The organism is Confluentibacter lentus (assembly GCF_002806995.1).
GTDB lineage: Bacteria > Bacteroidota > Bacteroidia > Flavobacteriales > Flavobacteriaceae > Confluentibacter > Confluentibacter lentus.
This window is the reverse complement of the sequence record NZ_NIHE01000004.1, coordinates 72,263-88,729: the sequence shown is the minus strand read 5'-3', so window position 1 is coordinate 88,729 and position 16,467 is coordinate 72,263. Positions and strand designations below refer to the sequence as shown.

Here is a 16,467-nt window from a genome sequence, read left to right as displayed (position 1 = left end):
AGTTTTTATTGAGAACTATACTTATCAAGTTCTTTAATATTTTTGCCAGCTTTTATAATTAAAAACTATTAGTTTGCTGAGTTCTACTTTCTCTATCTTTAATAATTTCCTTAACTTGTTCTTCACCTACAGGTAGTTTTTTAACATTGTCTTTAAGCCACTGGGTAAAGTCTTTTTGGATGTTATCTGCCCATCTGGCATCAATTTGTCCAGCTGTATATTTTCCTTCACGTATGCGAAGTATTCCAAACATATCTTCTAAACGAACAAGCTCTGAACTTTTTACAACGCGTTCCGCTAAATGAGGAGGAATGAAAACAACAACTCCCATTTTACCTAACACAACATCACCAGGCATTACCGTTACAGTACGTATGCGAGTTGGTCTATTAATACCAACAATCATGGTTGTTAAGTCTCTGTTTTGTCCACCTCCTGGATTATGGAATGAAGGATCATAACTACTGAAAAAAGAAGTAAAACTACCAAATTCCTTCATGCCTTCCACATCTCTTAACGCACCATCATACACAATCCCATTACCCGTTTTTGTATAAATGGCAGTACCTACTCTGTCTCCAATTGTTGGACCATTCTTTTTTGCTCCAAATTGATCGGCAACATACACATCCCCTTTTTGCAACTGCTCAACTGCCCAAACGTTTTGAGACAATCTTCCTTCTTTTTTTCCAATGGAATCAATGGCTTTCCACACATCTGGTCGCCCAGGCATGAAAGTCGTAGTAAAAGCACGGCCCACCAATACACTATCAGGATTAATTATTTGTCCCCAACCATCAGCTATTTGATACCTATATCCAGCACCATTAATAATAGCCCAAGCTTCTTCTACAGTTACTAATTTCATTCTTTTGATGATATCATCGGACACTCTAGGTCTTCCGTCTGGAAAACGTTCTCCTTTCCATTCAGGCGTTAATGTAATAAGCTCTTCTTTACTTATTTGTACGTTTTGAGCTTTAACTTGAAAGCCAAATGCAATGATTATTGCAGGTAATAGAAATTTCAATTTTAACATATTTTAGAAATTTTTGATTATACTTAATTTAGTTATGATGGTTTAGTTTATTTAATGTCTTTTAAATTCAACTTCTTCAGGTTGTTCTCCATCTGGCTGACGATTATGCCACCAACTAGCTAGTGCAGAACCCGTAATATTCATTATTGGACCAAATACTGCAGGTGCTAATCCTATGGTTGCTAGTTTACCTAATTGCGCTGCAATACCTGATGCAAGACCTGCATTTTGCATTCCTACCTCTAATGCAACCGTTCTACAATCACTTTCCGGCATTTTAAACAATCTGGCTGACCAATAACCTAAAGTATATCCACTTATGTTATGCACTAGTACAACAACAATTAAAATAGGGCCTATAGCCAATAAGCTATCTCTACCTGCAGCTGTTATAATAGTAAGGATTAATGCAATACCAACCATAGAAACTATTGGCATAGCTTTATCTAGCCATTGTGATTTTCCGCTTAATAATTTATTGAATATTAATCCAGCACCAATTGGGATGATAATCATTTTAAAAATTTCCCACATCATTCCATACACATCAATTTCTATAAGCGACCCTGCCAATAATTTCATTAAAACAGGTGTAATAAATGGAGCTAACAATGTTGTAATGGAAGTTACTGTTAAGGAAAGAGCCAAATTTGCTTTCGCCAAATAGCACATAACATTAGATGCAAGTCCACTTGGAGAACAACCTATCAAAATAATACCCGCTGCAATTTCAGGTTCTAATCCTGATAAATTTGCCAATGTTAACCCTATTATGGGCATAATCATAAACTGACTAACAACCCCAATAACAACACCTTTAGGAGTTTTAATTACAGCAGCAAAATCCTTTATGCTCATAGAAGTTCCCATACCGAACATGATGATCTGTATAAGTGGTATTATTAAAGCTTTTAAATTAAAATCACCCCATTGGGTAAAATATTCAGGATGGTACAAAGACAGTCCCACTGTACCAAAGATAAACATGGTAAAAGATAATCCGCTAAGTAATTTACTTCCATTAAAAGCAATCGCTAGACTAGTAAAAAAAAGCAGTAGTGCCCAACCAGCAGAAGGGCTGTGAGAATCAACTACAATATATAAGTAGGCTATTAAAAAAACTAAGGCTGCAATGTAAAAATACTTGTAATAATCTTTAGGTGTAGAAGACATTATTAATTAATTTGGTTTAGTTGGTTAAAAAAAACTGGCAACCAATAATTGATTGCTAGCGATTAAAATCTTAAGGGATAATTAAAGAATAAGAAATGAATAAAAACTATTAGTTATGTAAGTATTTATTGTAATTTTTGTGCCATTTATTTGCTAATTCTTAATTTTTCCTTTTAATTTTTCGAACATACAAATTATTTCCTTTTAAAAAAAAATTAAACTCTTATTTTAAGAAATAATTTGCATTTCAAATTTTACACAACGAAATCGTTTGAGTAAGTTTCTACATAACTTAAAAACATAAACCTAAAAATTGAATTCTGCCCTAAAAAACTCATTAGCAACACAGAATAATTTTTCGCAAATTTCAAACCCCTTATAATCAGAAACATTAAGAAACAAATCTTAAATTTTAAAATGCCACTTGTGCTAAATATATTAAAAGAATAAATTAGTTTGCTATATTTATAAGCCCAACAAGCAAAGCGAAGTATTAAATATTCTGTTTAAGATTCTCTGACATTAAAACATCAGCTTATAATCCACATGAACACTAAAAAAATATTTGTTTCTAAACTTTTCCCAGAGATTGGAGTTAATTTATTAAGATATAACGGATTTAACGTCACAACTTGGAACGAAGACAGGCCAATGACCCAAGATGAATTAATTGAAAACGTTAAACTACACGATGCCTTATTTTGTGCAGGTTCCGATAGTATAGACACGCGATTTTTAAACGCCTGTTCTCACCTTGACATCATTTCCCAGTTTGCTGCAGGATATGATAATATTGATATTCCTGAAGCCACCAGACTAGGAATCCCCATTGGTTACGCACCTAATGCTATGAGCGATGCAACGGCAGACATCGCTTTTGGACTGATGATTGCGACATCAAGAAAAATGTTTTTCATGCACAAGCAAATCATCGAAGGCGAGTGGAGTTATTTTAGACCAAAAGCTAATTTAGGCATGGAACTCAAAAATAAAACTTTAGGTATTTTTGGTTTGGGCAGAATTGGTATTGAAATGGCCAAACGCTGTAAAGGCGCTTACAACATGGACATTATATACAATAATTCCAGTCCAAATTTAAATGCTGAAAAAGAGATTGATGCCACTTATGTTGATTTCAACACCTTACTATCACAAAGCGATGTTATCTCGGTACACTGTTCTTTAAACGCTAAAACGGAAGGCATTTTTAACAAAGACGCTTTTAGCAAAATGAAACAGACATCTATATTCATCAACACATCTCGAGGAATGGTTCATAATGAATTGGATTTAATTGATGCGTTAAATAACAGAACCATTTGGGGAGCCGGATTGGATGTGACAAATCCAGAACCCATGCTTCCTAACAATCCTTTATTACAAATGGAAAACGTATCCGTTTTACCTCATATAGGCTCTGCAACCATAGAGGCTAGAAATGAGATGGCTCGATTAGCCGCCATGAATATTATTGAATATTATAAGAACAGAACTATTCCTCATATTGTAAATCCTGAAGTCCTAAAAGTTGATAGAATGACCAAATAATACTGTTTTAACTTTTTTTTAAACCCATAAAATACATTCCAAAAATTCTATTTTATAAATTGCAGATTCAAAATTTTATCAATAATCAATCAAATCAATAATGAATCGCATTTTCACACTAGCCATTGTTATATTAATTTCAATTTCTACTTGTTTCGCCGATGTAAAACTTCCTAAGCTTATAAGCGATGGTGTTGTATTACAACGCGATACTAAAATTCCCGTTTGGGGATGGGCATCACCTGGCGAAAAAGTAACCATTTCTTTCCAAGGAAAAAAATACAGCACGAAAGCTTCCGCTGAAGGTACTTGGACGCTGACTTTACCAAAAATGAAAGCTGGTGGCCCTTTCACAATGACTATTACTGGTAACAATACACTTGAAGTTAAAGATATTTTAATTGGTGATGTATGGCTTTGCACTGGGCAATCTAACATGGTTCATGAGTTGGATATTCATGATGTTACTTATGCCGATGAAATAAAAAATGCCAACAATCCTAAAATTCGTCATTTTAAAATCCCGACCAGAACCAGTATTTCTGGGCCTCAAGACGATTTAGAAGGTGGCGAATGGCTAAAAGCTGTCGGGGAAGAAATCAGACCTTTTTCTGCTGTAGCCTATTTTTTTGCTAAAAAGATTTACGAAAAATACCGTATTCCGATTGGTTTAATAAATGCCAGCGTTGGTGGTACTCCCATAGAAGCTTGGACCCCAAAAGAGGGTTTCAAGAATTTTCCAGATATTTTAAAAATCATTGAAGAAAATAAAGATACCGCTTTTGTTAATAGCCAAATGGGAAACGGGGCGTCCAACAATAGAACACCATCAAAACCAACAGATAAAGGTTTAATTGGCGAATTGCCTTGGTATGATGTTAACTTTACTCCGAAGAATTGGAGAACCATCAACATTCCAGGATATTGGGAAGATCAAGGCATCAAAGATTTAAATGGTGTTGTTTGGTACCGCAGAGAGATTGAACTACCAAAATCTATGGAAGGCAAAGAAGCTAGAGTCTTTTTAGGTAGAATTGTCGATGCAGACGAACTATACATAAACGGTGTAAAAGTTGGTGAAAAAACATACCAGTATCCACAACGAAGATATAAAGTTCCCGCTGACTTATTAAAAGCAGGCAAAAACACTTTTGTGGTTAGGGTAACCAACAATAGTGGAAAAGGTGGTTTTGTGCCAGATAAACCCTATTACATCTTTACTGATAAAGATACGGTCGATTTAAAAGGCTATTGGGAATATAAAGTTGGTGATGTGTTTCCTCCAATGGATTTTTCAGCTTTTAGACGAAATAATACTGATACACCAAGACCTAGAAGAATCAATCCGCAAAACGAGCCTTCCTCTTTATACAATGCCATGATTGCGCCTTACAAACAATTCCCTATGAAAGGTATTTTATGGTATCAAGGGGAAAGCAATACAGGTCAATCCAAAGTTTATGAAAGCTATATGTACAGCTTGATTAATGGTTGGAGAGAAGTATTTAACCGTCCAGATATTCCTGTTATTTATGCGCAGCTCCCTAATTTCATGGATGTGTCTTATGTCCCTTCCGAAAGCAATTGGGCAGAACTTAGATTTTCACAATTAAAAGCACTATCCATACCAAATACGGCCATGACCGTAAACATTGATTTGGGCGAATGGAACGATATTCACCCGGATAATAAAAAAGATGTTGGCGAACGTATGGCTTTGGCTGGACTAAAACTGGCTTATGGTGTAGAACTAGTGTATTCAGGCCCCATAGTTAAAGATTCGCAAGTTGACGATAATAAGGTTATTATTTCATTCAATCATATTGGTAGCGGATTGACCAGTTATGATGGTGAAGCATTAAGTGAATTTGCCATGGCAGGTGAAGACAAAAAATTTGTTTGGGCAAACGCTAAAATTAAAGGAGATAAGGTAGTGGTTTGGAGTGATGCCATTACAGAACCAAAATACGTTCGCTATGCATGGGCAGATAATCCAGATAACCCGAATCTTTATAATATAGAAGGTTTACCAGCGTCTCCTTTTGAGATTGAAATTAAATAAAAATCAAATAGTTCTTAAAATGAAAAAACCACAGCATAAAATCTGTGGTTTTTGTTTTGTATTGAAATGATAACTAAATATCATATTCAATTAGTTTTATTCAGGAAAAGTAATATCGTCAAAAGTTTTATAATTATCTATATTGGTTGCTGGAGCAAAGAAGCAAATAACTTTCATTTCTGTATCTCCTGTATTTTTCAACATATGGATTTTGCCTTGTTCAAAAAGTATTGCTGAACCAGTTTTAACATCGCCCACTTCATTTTCAATCATCACTTTTCCTGAACCGTTAATAATATAAATCAGTTCTTCACTATTGGGGTGCGAATGTGCTGGTCGTACAGTTTCACCAGGCAACACCCTGATCACGCAAACCGATAAATTCTTAGCCTTTAAAGAATCTTCGTTGGCCAACCAACGCATAAATCTGCCCGGATGGCTTACTTCTTCTACGTCATTTTCATGTATAATTGTCATTTTCTAAGCTTTTAGTATTTTAATAATATGTTTACTCAATGTATCAGCATTCAATCCGTAATGCGCTGCCAATTCATCATAAGTTCCTGAGTGAATATAATTTAATTCCCTGTTATGGGTTAGGTTTATGGGATGAAGGTTTTTGGTATTGATTGAATCTAAACTTGAAAAAAGTACTTTTCTGAAATTTGTCCATAAATAGCCATTGTTCTGTTCTGCAATAAAAACAGGTTTTCCTGAATTGTAAAGTTCAATCATGACATTAGAATCAATTGATGGCATGTCAATGACATTAACGTTAAATCCACTAGCTGATAAAATATCACTCGCATCCATGGCTTCAAAAACACTTCTGCCACTGGTTACAATATAAGCTTGGGCATTATCTCTTTGAACAACTGGATAGGATTTACCAAATTCAAATTTAAAATCAGCATTATAAATTACCTTTGACGGCGCTCTTAGGATTCTTAGGTAAATGATGCCCTTATTTCCTTCTACAATCCATTTCATAATGCTTAATAATTGTTGTGGACAAGACACATTTATTATTTTAACATGTGCTGCCTCATTCATTAATAAAACATCATCATTACCCATATGTGTTGCTCCATTGGACTGGGTATCTAAGTCGGCTGCGGTAACCACCATAGTATAATCAATGCCATGACCTTCAGATAGCCAGCCATTAGATTCTATAACTTCTAATCTTTCTTGGTGTCCAACGGCAATTCTTCTAAGAACTTTCCAATCGAAAAACGGACAAAACGTACTCACCCACACATTAGAGCCTAGCACACTCAATGCTTCACCAATCAACATCATATTTGCTTCAGCTACACCAACATTTAAAGCCCTTCTTTTATCAACATACCCCACTCCCGACTGAAGTCCGCTGGTCGATGCCAAATCGGAATCTATTGAAAAAATACGTGTATCCGAAGCAAAAACCTTCATAGCACTTTCAATCACCTTGTCTGCTGCATATAATTTTCCAATTTCTAACTTAGGAAGCTTTTCAGCATTATATTCTATTTTTTTGTTCCGTATTTCAGCTTTTTTTAATTTAACCTTATCAGATGCGTTTGATACTTTTTTAAGCAATCCTTTATCCACTTCTAGCACAAAACCTATTTGTTGGGCATGTTGCTTTAAAACCTCCGCAACTTCAGATATCTGTGCTTCCTTTAAAATTTTATTAAAAAATTCACAAAAAGCCTTCTCTTTTAAGGCTCTGGTTTTATTGTGAAAAGCCTCTTCTTGTTCCAACAAATCACCAACAATACTGGTTTTATGATTGTTCATATGGGTAGAAAACCCGCCATGCCCTTTGGTTGATTTGCAAATAATAACTGTTGGCCTGCCATCCCTTGGTTCATATTTAAACGTATGAAGTGCTTCGTAAACGGTATGGTATTTTGTAGCATCCACCTCTAAAACTCGCCAACCAAAACTTTCAAAATTGGCTCCTAAATTATGGTATGGGAAATGTAAGCTTGACACGATGTCCAATTGGCCTCCATTATTATCTACCATCACACATAAATTTTCCAATCGCTTGGCACCAGCAAACATGACTGCTTCCCAAATAGGACCTTCTTGCAATTCACCATCTCCCGTTAATGCATAAACATCAAAATTGTTTGACTGCTGACCTGCAATGGCAAATCCTTGAGCAACACCCAAACCTTGACCCATGGGCCCTGTAGCGACATGAACTCCCGGAAGTACCGGTCCTGGATGTCCATTGAGCACACTTGAAATGGATCGGGATTTTTTTAGAATTTCTTTATCAAAATAACCCAAATCGGCATAAATGGAAGCCAACGTGGCCACGGCATGCCCCTTACTCAACACAAACTGATCTTGATTGATTGCCGTAGGGTTTTCGACATTGATATCTATAATACCTCCATAAAAAAGGCTGACCATAGGTATTGTTGCCGAAAAGGCACCTCCTATATGAATACCATTATCGATGGCATGTCTGCATTGGTAAAGACTTAACAATCGGATTTCAGCATCCTTTATTTCAAGCAATTGGGCAATACCCCTATTGATTAGGTTTTCTTTATTTTCTAAATAAATCACTAGCCTCTATTTTTAATGAAAATTATTAATTATTTACTGTTTTTAGTCTTATAAATTTTACATTATAGACCACCCACCATCCACAAAATAGGTGGCCCCAGTAACAAAGGATGCTTCATCTGATGCTAAAAAGTACATCACATTGGCAACCTCTTCAGACGTTCCCATTCTATTTAACACGCTCTTTGAATTTAAGAAGTTTTCTGTTTCTTCTGGATTTGGAGAGTCGTTTATTGAACCTCTTAATAAAGGCGTATCAATAGCACCTGGCGCTACACAATTAACCCTGATATTATTTTGAGCCAAATCAAAAGCCATGCTTCTAGTTAAGGTATCAATCGCTCCCTTTGAGGAAGAATAAGCAGCACGTTCACCAACCGTTCTATACCCCAAAATAGAACCTGTATTTACGATGGCGCCTTTGCCTTGTTCAATCATCATAGGTGCAAAAGCATTGGTCATATAATAAATGCCTTTTAAGTTGATATTATATAATTTTACCCAATCTTCTTCACTACATTGTAAAATACTACCTCTTACTTCTAGACCAGCATTATTGATTAGAACATCAGCCCTTCCAAATCGCTCTTTTGTTTGCTTGGCTGCCGATTTTATTTGTTCATTATTTGAAATATCGCATAGGCAAAAAATAGCATCTTGGCCCATGCTTTTAATTTTTGCTTCAGCTTTTTGACCCTTTTCCTTATCTATATCTATGATGACGATATCATAACCATTTTTTGCAAATTTTTCTGCAGCGGCAAGGCCTAAGCCAGAAGCACCACCACTTACAATCATTACTTTGTTATTCATAATTAGTTTAGTTTAATAGTTTTATTCTTATTATAACCCATTTGGTTTTGTTGCCACTTTAATAGCGCCATCTTCTCTTTTCTCAAAAATATCCAAGGCCTTGTCAAAATCCTTTAAGGCAAACCGATGTGTCATTAAGGGCGTTAAATCGATTCTTTTATTTTGGAGCAATTCAATGGTCGGTTGCGCCGTATTGGGATTGGCCCTGTTGCCAATAATCTCAACTTCCTCCAAAACAATTCTTTTTAATGGAAGCGAAGGGTCTGAATGCGGAATACCAATAACTGATACAACACCTCCCTTAGCCACAGCTAAACAAGCTTGGGTAATTGATTTAGAAGTTCCTGCACATTCCAAAACAGCGGGAACACCTCTTCCATTGGTTAAATTCTTTATTTTCTCTACAACATCTTCTACCCTATAATCAATGGGGATAGCTCCTAATTCTTCAGCTTTTACAAGTCTTTCTCCACTTCCTGCAGCAAATATTCTTCCTGCTCCCATAGCTTTAGCACATAAAATGGCCATTAAACCTTGTGGCCCAGTTCCTAAGATGAGAATATCGTCACCCGGCTGCATTCTGGATCTTTTTACAGTATATAAAGCGATGCTTAGTGGATCGACACATGCAGCATATTCAAGCGACATATCATCAGGAATTTTGAAAATACTTTTTACTGAAGAACGCATGTATTGTGCATAGGCACCTGGTGTATAATGTCCATACTGTCTGTGCCCTTTGTCTTCATTGCCATAATTTAAGCAGATATTATATCTTCCCTTTAAACACATCTCACAATAGCCACAGCCACAATGGGAAATGCCACATACTCTATCGCCTTCATTCCAACCTAATTGTGAAGCTCTTTTTCCTGTTTGCACAATAGTTCCAGACCATTCGTGTCCGGGAATAAAAGGATAACCAGTTGGCCAAAAATTAGGGAAATCGCCATTAATAATGTGTGGGTCTGTGCCACAAATAAACGTCGTGTCCACTTTACAAATAACCTCATCTGCATCAGGAACTGGAACGGGGACCGTTTCTATTGAAAACTCCCTAACTCCTTTTAAAACAAGAGCCTCCATTTCTTTTGGTAATTGCATCATTCTTTTTTTTATTATTTAATAATTATTTCCAATGAACCATGGGTAAACCAGGTACTGGAGATTTAAAATACGGTATATTTTTTCCTTTAAGTGAACCGATGTAAACCGTTCGTAAATCGGGGCCACCAAAGGTCACACTAGCCATCCATGGGGCAATGCCTTGACCTGTAGCGAAAAGCACATCTTCAGTCACATTATTGTTATAAAATGCCTTTTCAAGTGCTTCCACCTTAGCGGGATCCCCTTCATCTAAGAGCGTTTTCATATCGCCTTCAGGAGTTAAAACAAATAATTTATCTGAATAGACGGTGGTTCCCCAAAGGTTTCCAAAAGCATCAAAGGCAATGCCATCTGGCCATGCGCCTTTGCCTAATTTGGTTGGACCAAAAATTTCCCTATCAACTAAATCACCATTTTCAGTCAGCCGCATTCTTGTAATACAGCCGCCAGTTGTTTCTACAATATATAAATATTCCTCGTTTTTATCGAATCGTATTTCATTGGTAAACCCAAATCCATCGGCCATAATTCTAAAAGCACCATTTTCATATCTGGCGACATAACCATCTTTAAGATCGTGTTTTAAGGCATGCATCCAATTTTTGGTTTTGGTAGAAATGGTTATCCAAATTCTATTTTTGGAATCCCTTAAAACAAAATTCACTTTGCCAATTTCTTCCCCTTCTATTTTGTCGGCCAATACGATGGTATGCCCTGTTCGTGTCATACGTTCCAAACGATCGGTACCAAAATTCGAAATTAAAATATCACCATTATCGGCAAAAGCCAAGCCATTGGGCAAGGTTCCTTCTAAATATCGCGTAGCTTCGCTTTTAGCTGCTCCAAAAAAATCGGAACCGGTTTGCGTTATTAATTGTTGGGAGCCATCTTTTAAGATTTTCATAACTCCGCCTCTCGCATCGGCGGCCCAAAGTGAGCCGTCAGGTTCTGCCAAAATACACTCGGGTCTTTGTAAATCTTTCCCTATCGTTTTTATATCTGAATGGTTTAATTCAAAATTAAGTAAGGGATTATCTTTATAATTAGTCATAGTTTAATATTATATTTCCTAATTTAAAATTTTCTTGACCATTCTTTTGGCCATCTTTCTATAACCACTTTTGTTTGGGTGAAAAATTCAATGGCATGGCGACCTTGTCCATGTAAATCACCAAAGAAACTTTCATTCCACCCACTAAAAGGAAATTGAGCCATGGGTGCAGCAACACCAATATTGATGCCTATATTTCCAGCGTTGGCTTGGTTTCTAAACTTTCTAGCATTAGCTCCACTACTCGTAAATAAACAAGCCATATTGCCGTAACGGCCACTATTTATAAACTCAAGGGCATCATCAACCGATTTTAGCTCAATCAAACTCATCACCGGACCAAAAATCTCAGTTCTTATCACTTCACCATTTAAAGGCAAGTTTTGTAATATGGTTGGTTTTAAAAAATTACCATTTTCAAAACCACTGATTTTTGCGTTTCTACCATCTAATAATAGATTGGCGCCTTCTTTAACACCTTTGTCTATTAAATGTGAAATTCTATCCCGACTATCCTTTGTAATTACAGGACCCATTTCTACACTTTCATCAAGGCCATATCCTGTTGTTCGGGCTTTAGCCGTTTCGTAGAGTGCCTCCTTTATTTTACCGTTATCACCAACTGTAATAATATTAGAAGCCGCCAAACAGCGCTGACCAGCACAACCATAAACACTATCAATAATTATTTTTACCGACATATCTAAATCAGCATCAGGTAATATAACTACAGGGTTTTTTGCACCACCTTGCGCTTGAACCCTTTTACCATTAGCAGCACCTTTGGAATAAACATATTTGGCAATATTTGTAGAACCAACAAAGCTTATAGCTTTTACTTCCTTATTCTCTAATAATTCATCAACAGATTCTTTACCTCCGTGAACTAAGTTCACAACACCTTTTGGCAAGTCGATTTGATCCAACAGTTCAAATACCTTCATCATGGTTAATGGCACTTTCTCTGAAGGCTTTAAAATAAATGTATTACCACAAGCTATCGCGTACGGCAAAAACCAAAATGGAATCATTCCCGGAAAGTTGAAAGGTGCAATACAGGCACAGACTCCTAATGGTTGACGAATCATAAACTCATCTATACCAGATGCAATATTTTCTGAAAATTCACTTTGCATTAAAATGGGCGTTCCGCAAGCTACCTCCACATTTTCTATAGCTCGCTGGATTTCACCTCTTGATTCATTCAACGTTTTTCCACATTCCTTAGTGATTATTCTAGCAATGTCTTCCGCATGTTCTTCTAATAAGGTCTTTAATTTATAAAGCGGCTGAACCCTTCTCATGACAGGTACTTCCCGCCATTCCTGATAGGCTTTTGAAGCTATTTTTACTGCTTCTTGAACATCTGAAATGGTGTTTTCGCCATAAGGAACTTTTGCTAATAGTTCTTGTGAAGCAGGGTCAATGACTTCAATTGATTTTTTTTCTTTACTACTAACCCACGATCCTCCAATGTAATTTTTTAATATATCCATAAAATAATAATTAACAAGGTTTCTAAATGTTGAATCTAGAAACCTTTAAATTTTTCTTATTAACTTGAAACTAACAACAAACTGAAATTCAATCACTTATTAATTTCAACTAAATTTATAACCTAATTTTTTCAGGTAATCTCTTGAGATTTCAGCAGCCTCAAAGGTGGTATGTATTGGTTTGACTCGCCTATCATAATCTAACTCGAACATAATAGCACCAGCCATACTTGGTCTTTCCTTTTCTAACTGCTTTAATATTTTCTTTATATTAACCTCACCCTCACCCAACGGGGCATAACCTAAATAACCATTATCACCACCTTCATAATCTTTAAGATGCACATGTTCTATTAGCGACATAAAATCGTTACATATTTTAACTGGATCTGCACCACCTTTTTGTAATTGCCCTACATCGGGTCCAAATTTCATATATTCCGTGTTTACATTTTCCATGATAAAATACACTTCCTCTTCGGTCTCAATAGGTGTACCTGTATGTGGATGAAGTGCACATACCAAACCAAGGTCGGTCACTGCTTTCGCATAGTCGTTCATGGATTCCACCATATATTTTTTATGCACTTTGTAATCATAGTCCTTTCTATTGATGCTAGACGGACAATATTCTACAACTTTCCCTCCTGCTCTTTTCAGCAGTTTAGACCATTTTATAAGCTTCTCAAGCTCTTCCTTTTTTTTGGATGGATCTAAAACATCGGTCATACAAAAAGCAGATGTTATTGGCATACCAACTTTATCAATAAGGGCTTCCAAACCGCCACGTTTTTCGTCATAATCCTGAATGACATTACCAAAGGTTTCGAAAGAATGATATCCTAACTTTGACAAATCGGCCAAAGCGGGTTCTAAATTCTCTGGACCGTAGCCCCACAAAATAAAGGTTGCACCAATATCAAATTTCTTTTTAAAATCTTCAGAAAGCCCCATACTGGTCAAAGTAGGTAGAGCCAATAATGACAAACCCCCTAAACTTGTTTTTTTAACAAAATCTCTTCTGGAAAATTCAAACTCTTTACTCATAATTTTTATTTTTATTTAGAAAAAGTAACCAATCCTGCACCACCTATTAGCAGCAATGCTCCCAAAATTTTTGTGGTTGAAATTGGCTCTACGGGTGCGCCAAGCAAACCGTAATGAGACATGACCATTCCCGCAATCACTTGACCTGCTATCATTATTACAAATGCTGGCGCTGCCCCTATCTTTGGGATAATCCATGCGATTCCAAACACCAATGCAGCCCCCATGACCCCTGCGAACAGTAACCAAACAGGGACTTCCTTTAATCTAACAAATACTTCTGGGTCCCAGTTGGTAGCCCCAATGATTATTGCGGTGATTCCACCAATACACCAAAAAATGGCGTTACCCATTTGTGCGTTGCTAACAATAGAGCCTACTTGCGAATTCATTGACAGATGCACTGCCAACACGACGCCGATTAATAACATTAATACATAAAGATACATTTTTGGTTTCATTTTAAATTAATATTTAGTTTAGTCTGGTACTATAAAAAACAATACTATAAGTTGGTTACATGTGGATGTTGGCATTTTTCTAAATTAATAATTATTGTTGACAAATGCTAAACATAATGTATTTCAATATAATAATCAAGCCATTAAAAACCTATAATTCTAGTCTTTAGTGTTATTCCAATAAATAAAAGTACCATTGTTGGTAGATGTTATGACATCTAGAGTACCATTTTTATCAAGATCAACAGCGTTAATTTCTGAACCTACACCAGAACGATTATGGATTAATTCCGGAATAAGTTCTGCCCCTCCAGGAGCTGATTTGTTTCTAACCGTTTTATACCAATACAATACTGGTGGCCCATAAGGGTCAGGGTCTAAATAGTTATCCAAATGCGTAAAATAACGTTTACCAACTATATAATCTTTAATTCCATCACCATCTATATCCGCAAATGTGGCTCCATGGGCTTGAGAAAATGTGACACCTCCATTATTATCAAATTGGTAATCATCACTTATCATGTGTTGAACAAAACTTATATCCCCATTCTCATTTCTTTTTTGTTCAAACCAAGCCAAACCAAAACCATGCACGTTTAAATTTGTAACCACATCATTTAACCCATTACCATTGACATCATAAACTGCCATGATACTTCCGCCAATTCCGCCAGATCTCTTTCCATATCTACCAAATGCTACTGGATGGTATTTCCAAGTTTTAGTGCTATCTAACACTGCGGGCTGTTCCCACCATCCTGCTGGATTCAAAATATCGATCCTCCCATCACCATTTATATCTCCCGTTCCAATACCATGGGCTAAATGATATCCTTGATCAGAAACATTATATTCTATCCATGTTTCAGTTGGGTTATTTTCATTAGGTTTTGCATAACGCACATGCCCATTTGCCCCATATATTAATTCTGGTTTTCCATCTTTATCAATATCTACTAAGGCTGTTATCTCACCTACGCGAGCATCAGGTAGAATGTTATAACTTTTCCAACGTCTATGCTCACCTTTAGGGTTAATATATAATGTGGTTGCAAAAGCACTGCTAATGATGTCGGGCCAACCGTCATTATTAAAATCGTAAGTGTCCTGAACTCGATTATAGGCAAACTCTAGTGAAGGACTAGCAGCAATAGCTGGAAATATTTCACTTCGCTTTGTAAAATCAGGGCCATAATAAAGATAGGGACCTGCTACTACATCCATATTTCCATCTTTATTATAATCTGCAGCATCAACTGCCCAAGAATAGTACATGTCACTTATCCGTTGAATTTTAAATCTATCCGAACCCATCTCAAGAGGTGTTTCTTTGATAGACGCATCCTTTAACATGATATTTTTAAATTGCACCTCTCCTTTTCCTTTAATGAATAAAGCCACAGGACCATAGCCATCCTCATTTTTTTCTTCTCCCATAGTTCCACCAACCTCCCTTCCATCGTTCATAAAAGCCCGTATGGTGTTAACATCCACATAAGCTTCCAATTGGTTCCATTCTCCGTTTACAAATTCTGTATTGGGCTGTTTAACGGGAAGATCACTTGGTACTGGAGGTGGCGTAGAATTAGGCCTTCTGGTTTGAGTTTGGTTAGTTGTTTCCTTTACAGGTGGCGCTATCCGATAATTCAGACCTCCAGCTCTTGCTAACTTTTCACGCTCAACTTCATTACCCTGTGCATCAAAACGAATATTAAATGATGCTAAATTTCCCGTTGGGTCAACCGACAATAAAACGGCATTAAATCCATCATCCTTTTTCTCAAATCTAAAAAGAAGACCTATCTCAACCGTACTGTTTCTTTTTGTAGAGACCTGAAATGCAACATCTTGATAAGACTCACTAAAAACTAGAATTCCAGACTCGTTTTCATCATTTATTTTTCCGATAACACTTCCATTATTTGCACTCCACTTAGCAGAACCAATAGGTTTCCAATTATCTAGTTTTGAACCTTCAAAAAGATAATCCGGTATAAATGCCATGGCTTTTAAATCTTGTAATTCTTTATAATTCTGCGAAAAACCGATACATCCTGCCCAGAAAAATACCATTACGGTTACAAATGTTTTCATGTGAA

At 36.3% G+C, this 16,467-nt stretch carries 13 protein-coding genes; 2 read left to right on the top strand and 11 right to left on the bottom strand.

From position 1 onward, the window contains the following. Positions 1-58 precede the first annotated feature (58 nt). Positions 59-1,030, bottom strand: a complete 972-nt coding sequence (locus CDH50_RS09395) for an RraA family protein (RefSeq protein WP_198513477.1) — start codon at positions 1,028-1,030, stop codon at positions 59-61. Positions 1,031-1,090: 60 nt separating this feature from the next. Further along, entirely contained in the window at positions 1,091-2,212 is a 1,122-nt protein-coding gene (locus CDH50_RS09390; RefSeq protein WP_100611906.1) for a bile acid:sodium symporter family protein, read from the bottom strand. A 546-nt stretch (positions 2,213-2,758) separates the two neighbouring features. Between CDH50_RS09390 and CDH50_RS09385 the strand changes: the two genes are divergently transcribed. Both CDH50_RS09385 and CDH50_RS09380 read left to right on the top strand, forming a co-directional pair. Further along, the gene (locus CDH50_RS09385) at positions 2,759-3,760 is read left to right on the top strand and encodes a 2-hydroxyacid dehydrogenase (RefSeq protein ID WP_100611904.1); all 1,002 of its coding nucleotides are present in this window, start codon (positions 2,759-2,761) and stop codon (positions 3,758-3,760) included. Positions 3,761-3,860: 100 nt separating this feature from the next. Beyond that, the gene (locus tag CDH50_RS09380) at positions 3,861-5,822 is read left to right on the top strand and encodes a sialate O-acetylesterase (protein ID WP_100611902.1); all 1,962 of its coding nucleotides are present in this window, start codon (positions 3,861-3,863) and stop codon (positions 5,820-5,822) included. 96 nt (positions 5,823-5,918) lie between these two features. On the opposite strand, the gene CDH50_RS09375 is transcribed toward CDH50_RS09380, so the two are convergent. From CDH50_RS09375 to CDH50_RS09335, 9 genes are all read right to left on the bottom strand, one after another. Further along, positions 5,919-6,299: a cupin domain-containing protein gene (locus CDH50_RS09375; protein WP_100611900.1), complete on the bottom strand. Its 381-nt coding sequence runs from the start codon at positions 6,297-6,299 to the stop codon at positions 5,919-5,921. A 3-nt stretch (positions 6,300-6,302) separates the two neighbouring features. Continuing rightward, complete coding sequence (locus tag CDH50_RS09370) at positions 6,303-8,390, bottom strand: transketolase C-terminal domain-containing protein (protein WP_198513476.1); 2,088 nt, start codon at positions 8,388-8,390, stop codon at positions 6,303-6,305. A 57-nt stretch (positions 8,391-8,447) separates the two neighbouring features. After that, a complete protein-coding gene (locus tag CDH50_RS09365; protein WP_100611898.1) occupies positions 8,448-9,203 on the bottom strand; it encodes an SDR family NAD(P)-dependent oxidoreductase in 756 nt (251 codons plus the stop codon). Positions 9,204-9,233: 30 nt separating this feature from the next. Then, a complete protein-coding gene (locus tag CDH50_RS09360) occupies positions 9,234-10,310 on the bottom strand; it encodes a zinc-dependent alcohol dehydrogenase (protein ID WP_100611896.1) in 1,077 nt (358 codons plus the stop codon). 22 nt (positions 10,311-10,332) lie between these two features. Then, a complete protein-coding gene (locus CDH50_RS09355) occupies positions 10,333-11,361 on the bottom strand; it encodes an SMP-30/gluconolactonase/LRE family protein (protein ID WP_100611895.1) in 1,029 nt (342 codons plus the stop codon). Between the two features lie 23 nt (positions 11,362-11,384). Continuing rightward, positions 11,385-12,857 carry a CoA-acylating methylmalonate-semialdehyde dehydrogenase gene (locus CDH50_RS09350; RefSeq protein WP_100611893.1) on the bottom strand — a complete coding sequence of 491 codons (1,473 nt, stop codon included), beginning with the start codon at positions 12,855-12,857 and terminating at the stop codon, positions 11,385-11,387. 105 nt (positions 12,858-12,962) lie between these two features. Continuing rightward, positions 12,963-13,904, bottom strand: a complete 942-nt coding sequence (locus tag CDH50_RS09345; RefSeq protein WP_100611891.1) for a sugar phosphate isomerase/epimerase family protein — start codon at positions 13,902-13,904, stop codon at positions 12,963-12,965. A gap of 11 nt (positions 13,905-13,915) precedes the next feature. Then, a complete protein-coding gene (locus tag CDH50_RS09340; protein WP_198513475.1) occupies positions 13,916-14,335 on the bottom strand; it encodes a DMT family transporter in 420 nt (139 codons plus the stop codon). A 189-nt stretch (positions 14,336-14,524) separates the two neighbouring features. Beyond that, positions 14,525-16,462, bottom strand: coding sequence for an FG-GAP-like repeat-containing protein (locus tag CDH50_RS09335; RefSeq protein WP_100611887.1), 1,938 nt, complete (start codon positions 16,460-16,462; stop codon positions 14,525-14,527). Between the last annotated feature and the right edge of the window lie 5 nt (positions 16,463-16,467).

What these genes read in the sequence shown, in the direction of transcription:
- CDH50_RS09390 (WP_100611906.1), bottom strand. Translation starts at nt 2,212, where the DNA reads ATGTCTTCTACACCTAAAGATTATTACAAGTATTTTTACATTGCAGCC.
- CDH50_RS09385 (WP_100611904.1), top strand. Translation starts at nt 2,759, where the DNA reads ATGAACACTAAAAAAATATTTGTTTCTAAACTTTTCCCAGAGATTGGA.
- CDH50_RS09380 (WP_100611902.1), top strand. Translation starts at nt 3,861, where the DNA reads ATGAATCGCATTTTCACACTAGCCATTGTTATATTAATTTCAATTTCT.
- CDH50_RS09375 (WP_100611900.1), bottom strand. Translation starts at nt 6,299, where the DNA reads ATGACAATTATACATGAAAATGACGTAGAAGAAGTAAGCCATCCGGGC.
- CDH50_RS09365 (WP_100611898.1), bottom strand. Translation starts at nt 9,203, where the DNA reads ATGAATAACAAAGTAATGATTGTAAGTGGTGGTGCTTCTGGCTTAGGC.
- CDH50_RS09360 (WP_100611896.1), bottom strand. Translation starts at nt 10,310, where the DNA reads ATGATGCAATTACCAAAAGAAATGGAGGCTCTTGTTTTAAAAGGAGTT.
- CDH50_RS09355 (WP_100611895.1), bottom strand. Translation starts at nt 11,361, where the DNA reads ATGACTAATTATAAAGATAATCCCTTACTTAATTTTGAATTAAACCAT.
- CDH50_RS09350 (WP_100611893.1), bottom strand. Translation starts at nt 12,857, where the DNA reads ATGGATATATTAAAAAATTACATTGGAGGATCGTGGGTTAGTAGTAAA.
- CDH50_RS09345 (WP_100611891.1), bottom strand. Translation starts at nt 13,904, where the DNA reads ATGAGTAAAGAGTTTGAATTTTCCAGAAGAGATTTTGTTAAAAAAACA.
- CDH50_RS09340 (WP_198513475.1), bottom strand. Translation starts at nt 14,335, where the DNA reads ATGTTATTAATCGGCGTCGTGTTGGCAGTGCATCTGTCAATGAATTCG.
- CDH50_RS09335 (WP_100611887.1), bottom strand. Translation starts at nt 16,462, where the DNA reads ATGAAAACATTTGTAACCGTAATGGTATTTTTCTGGGCAGGATGTATC.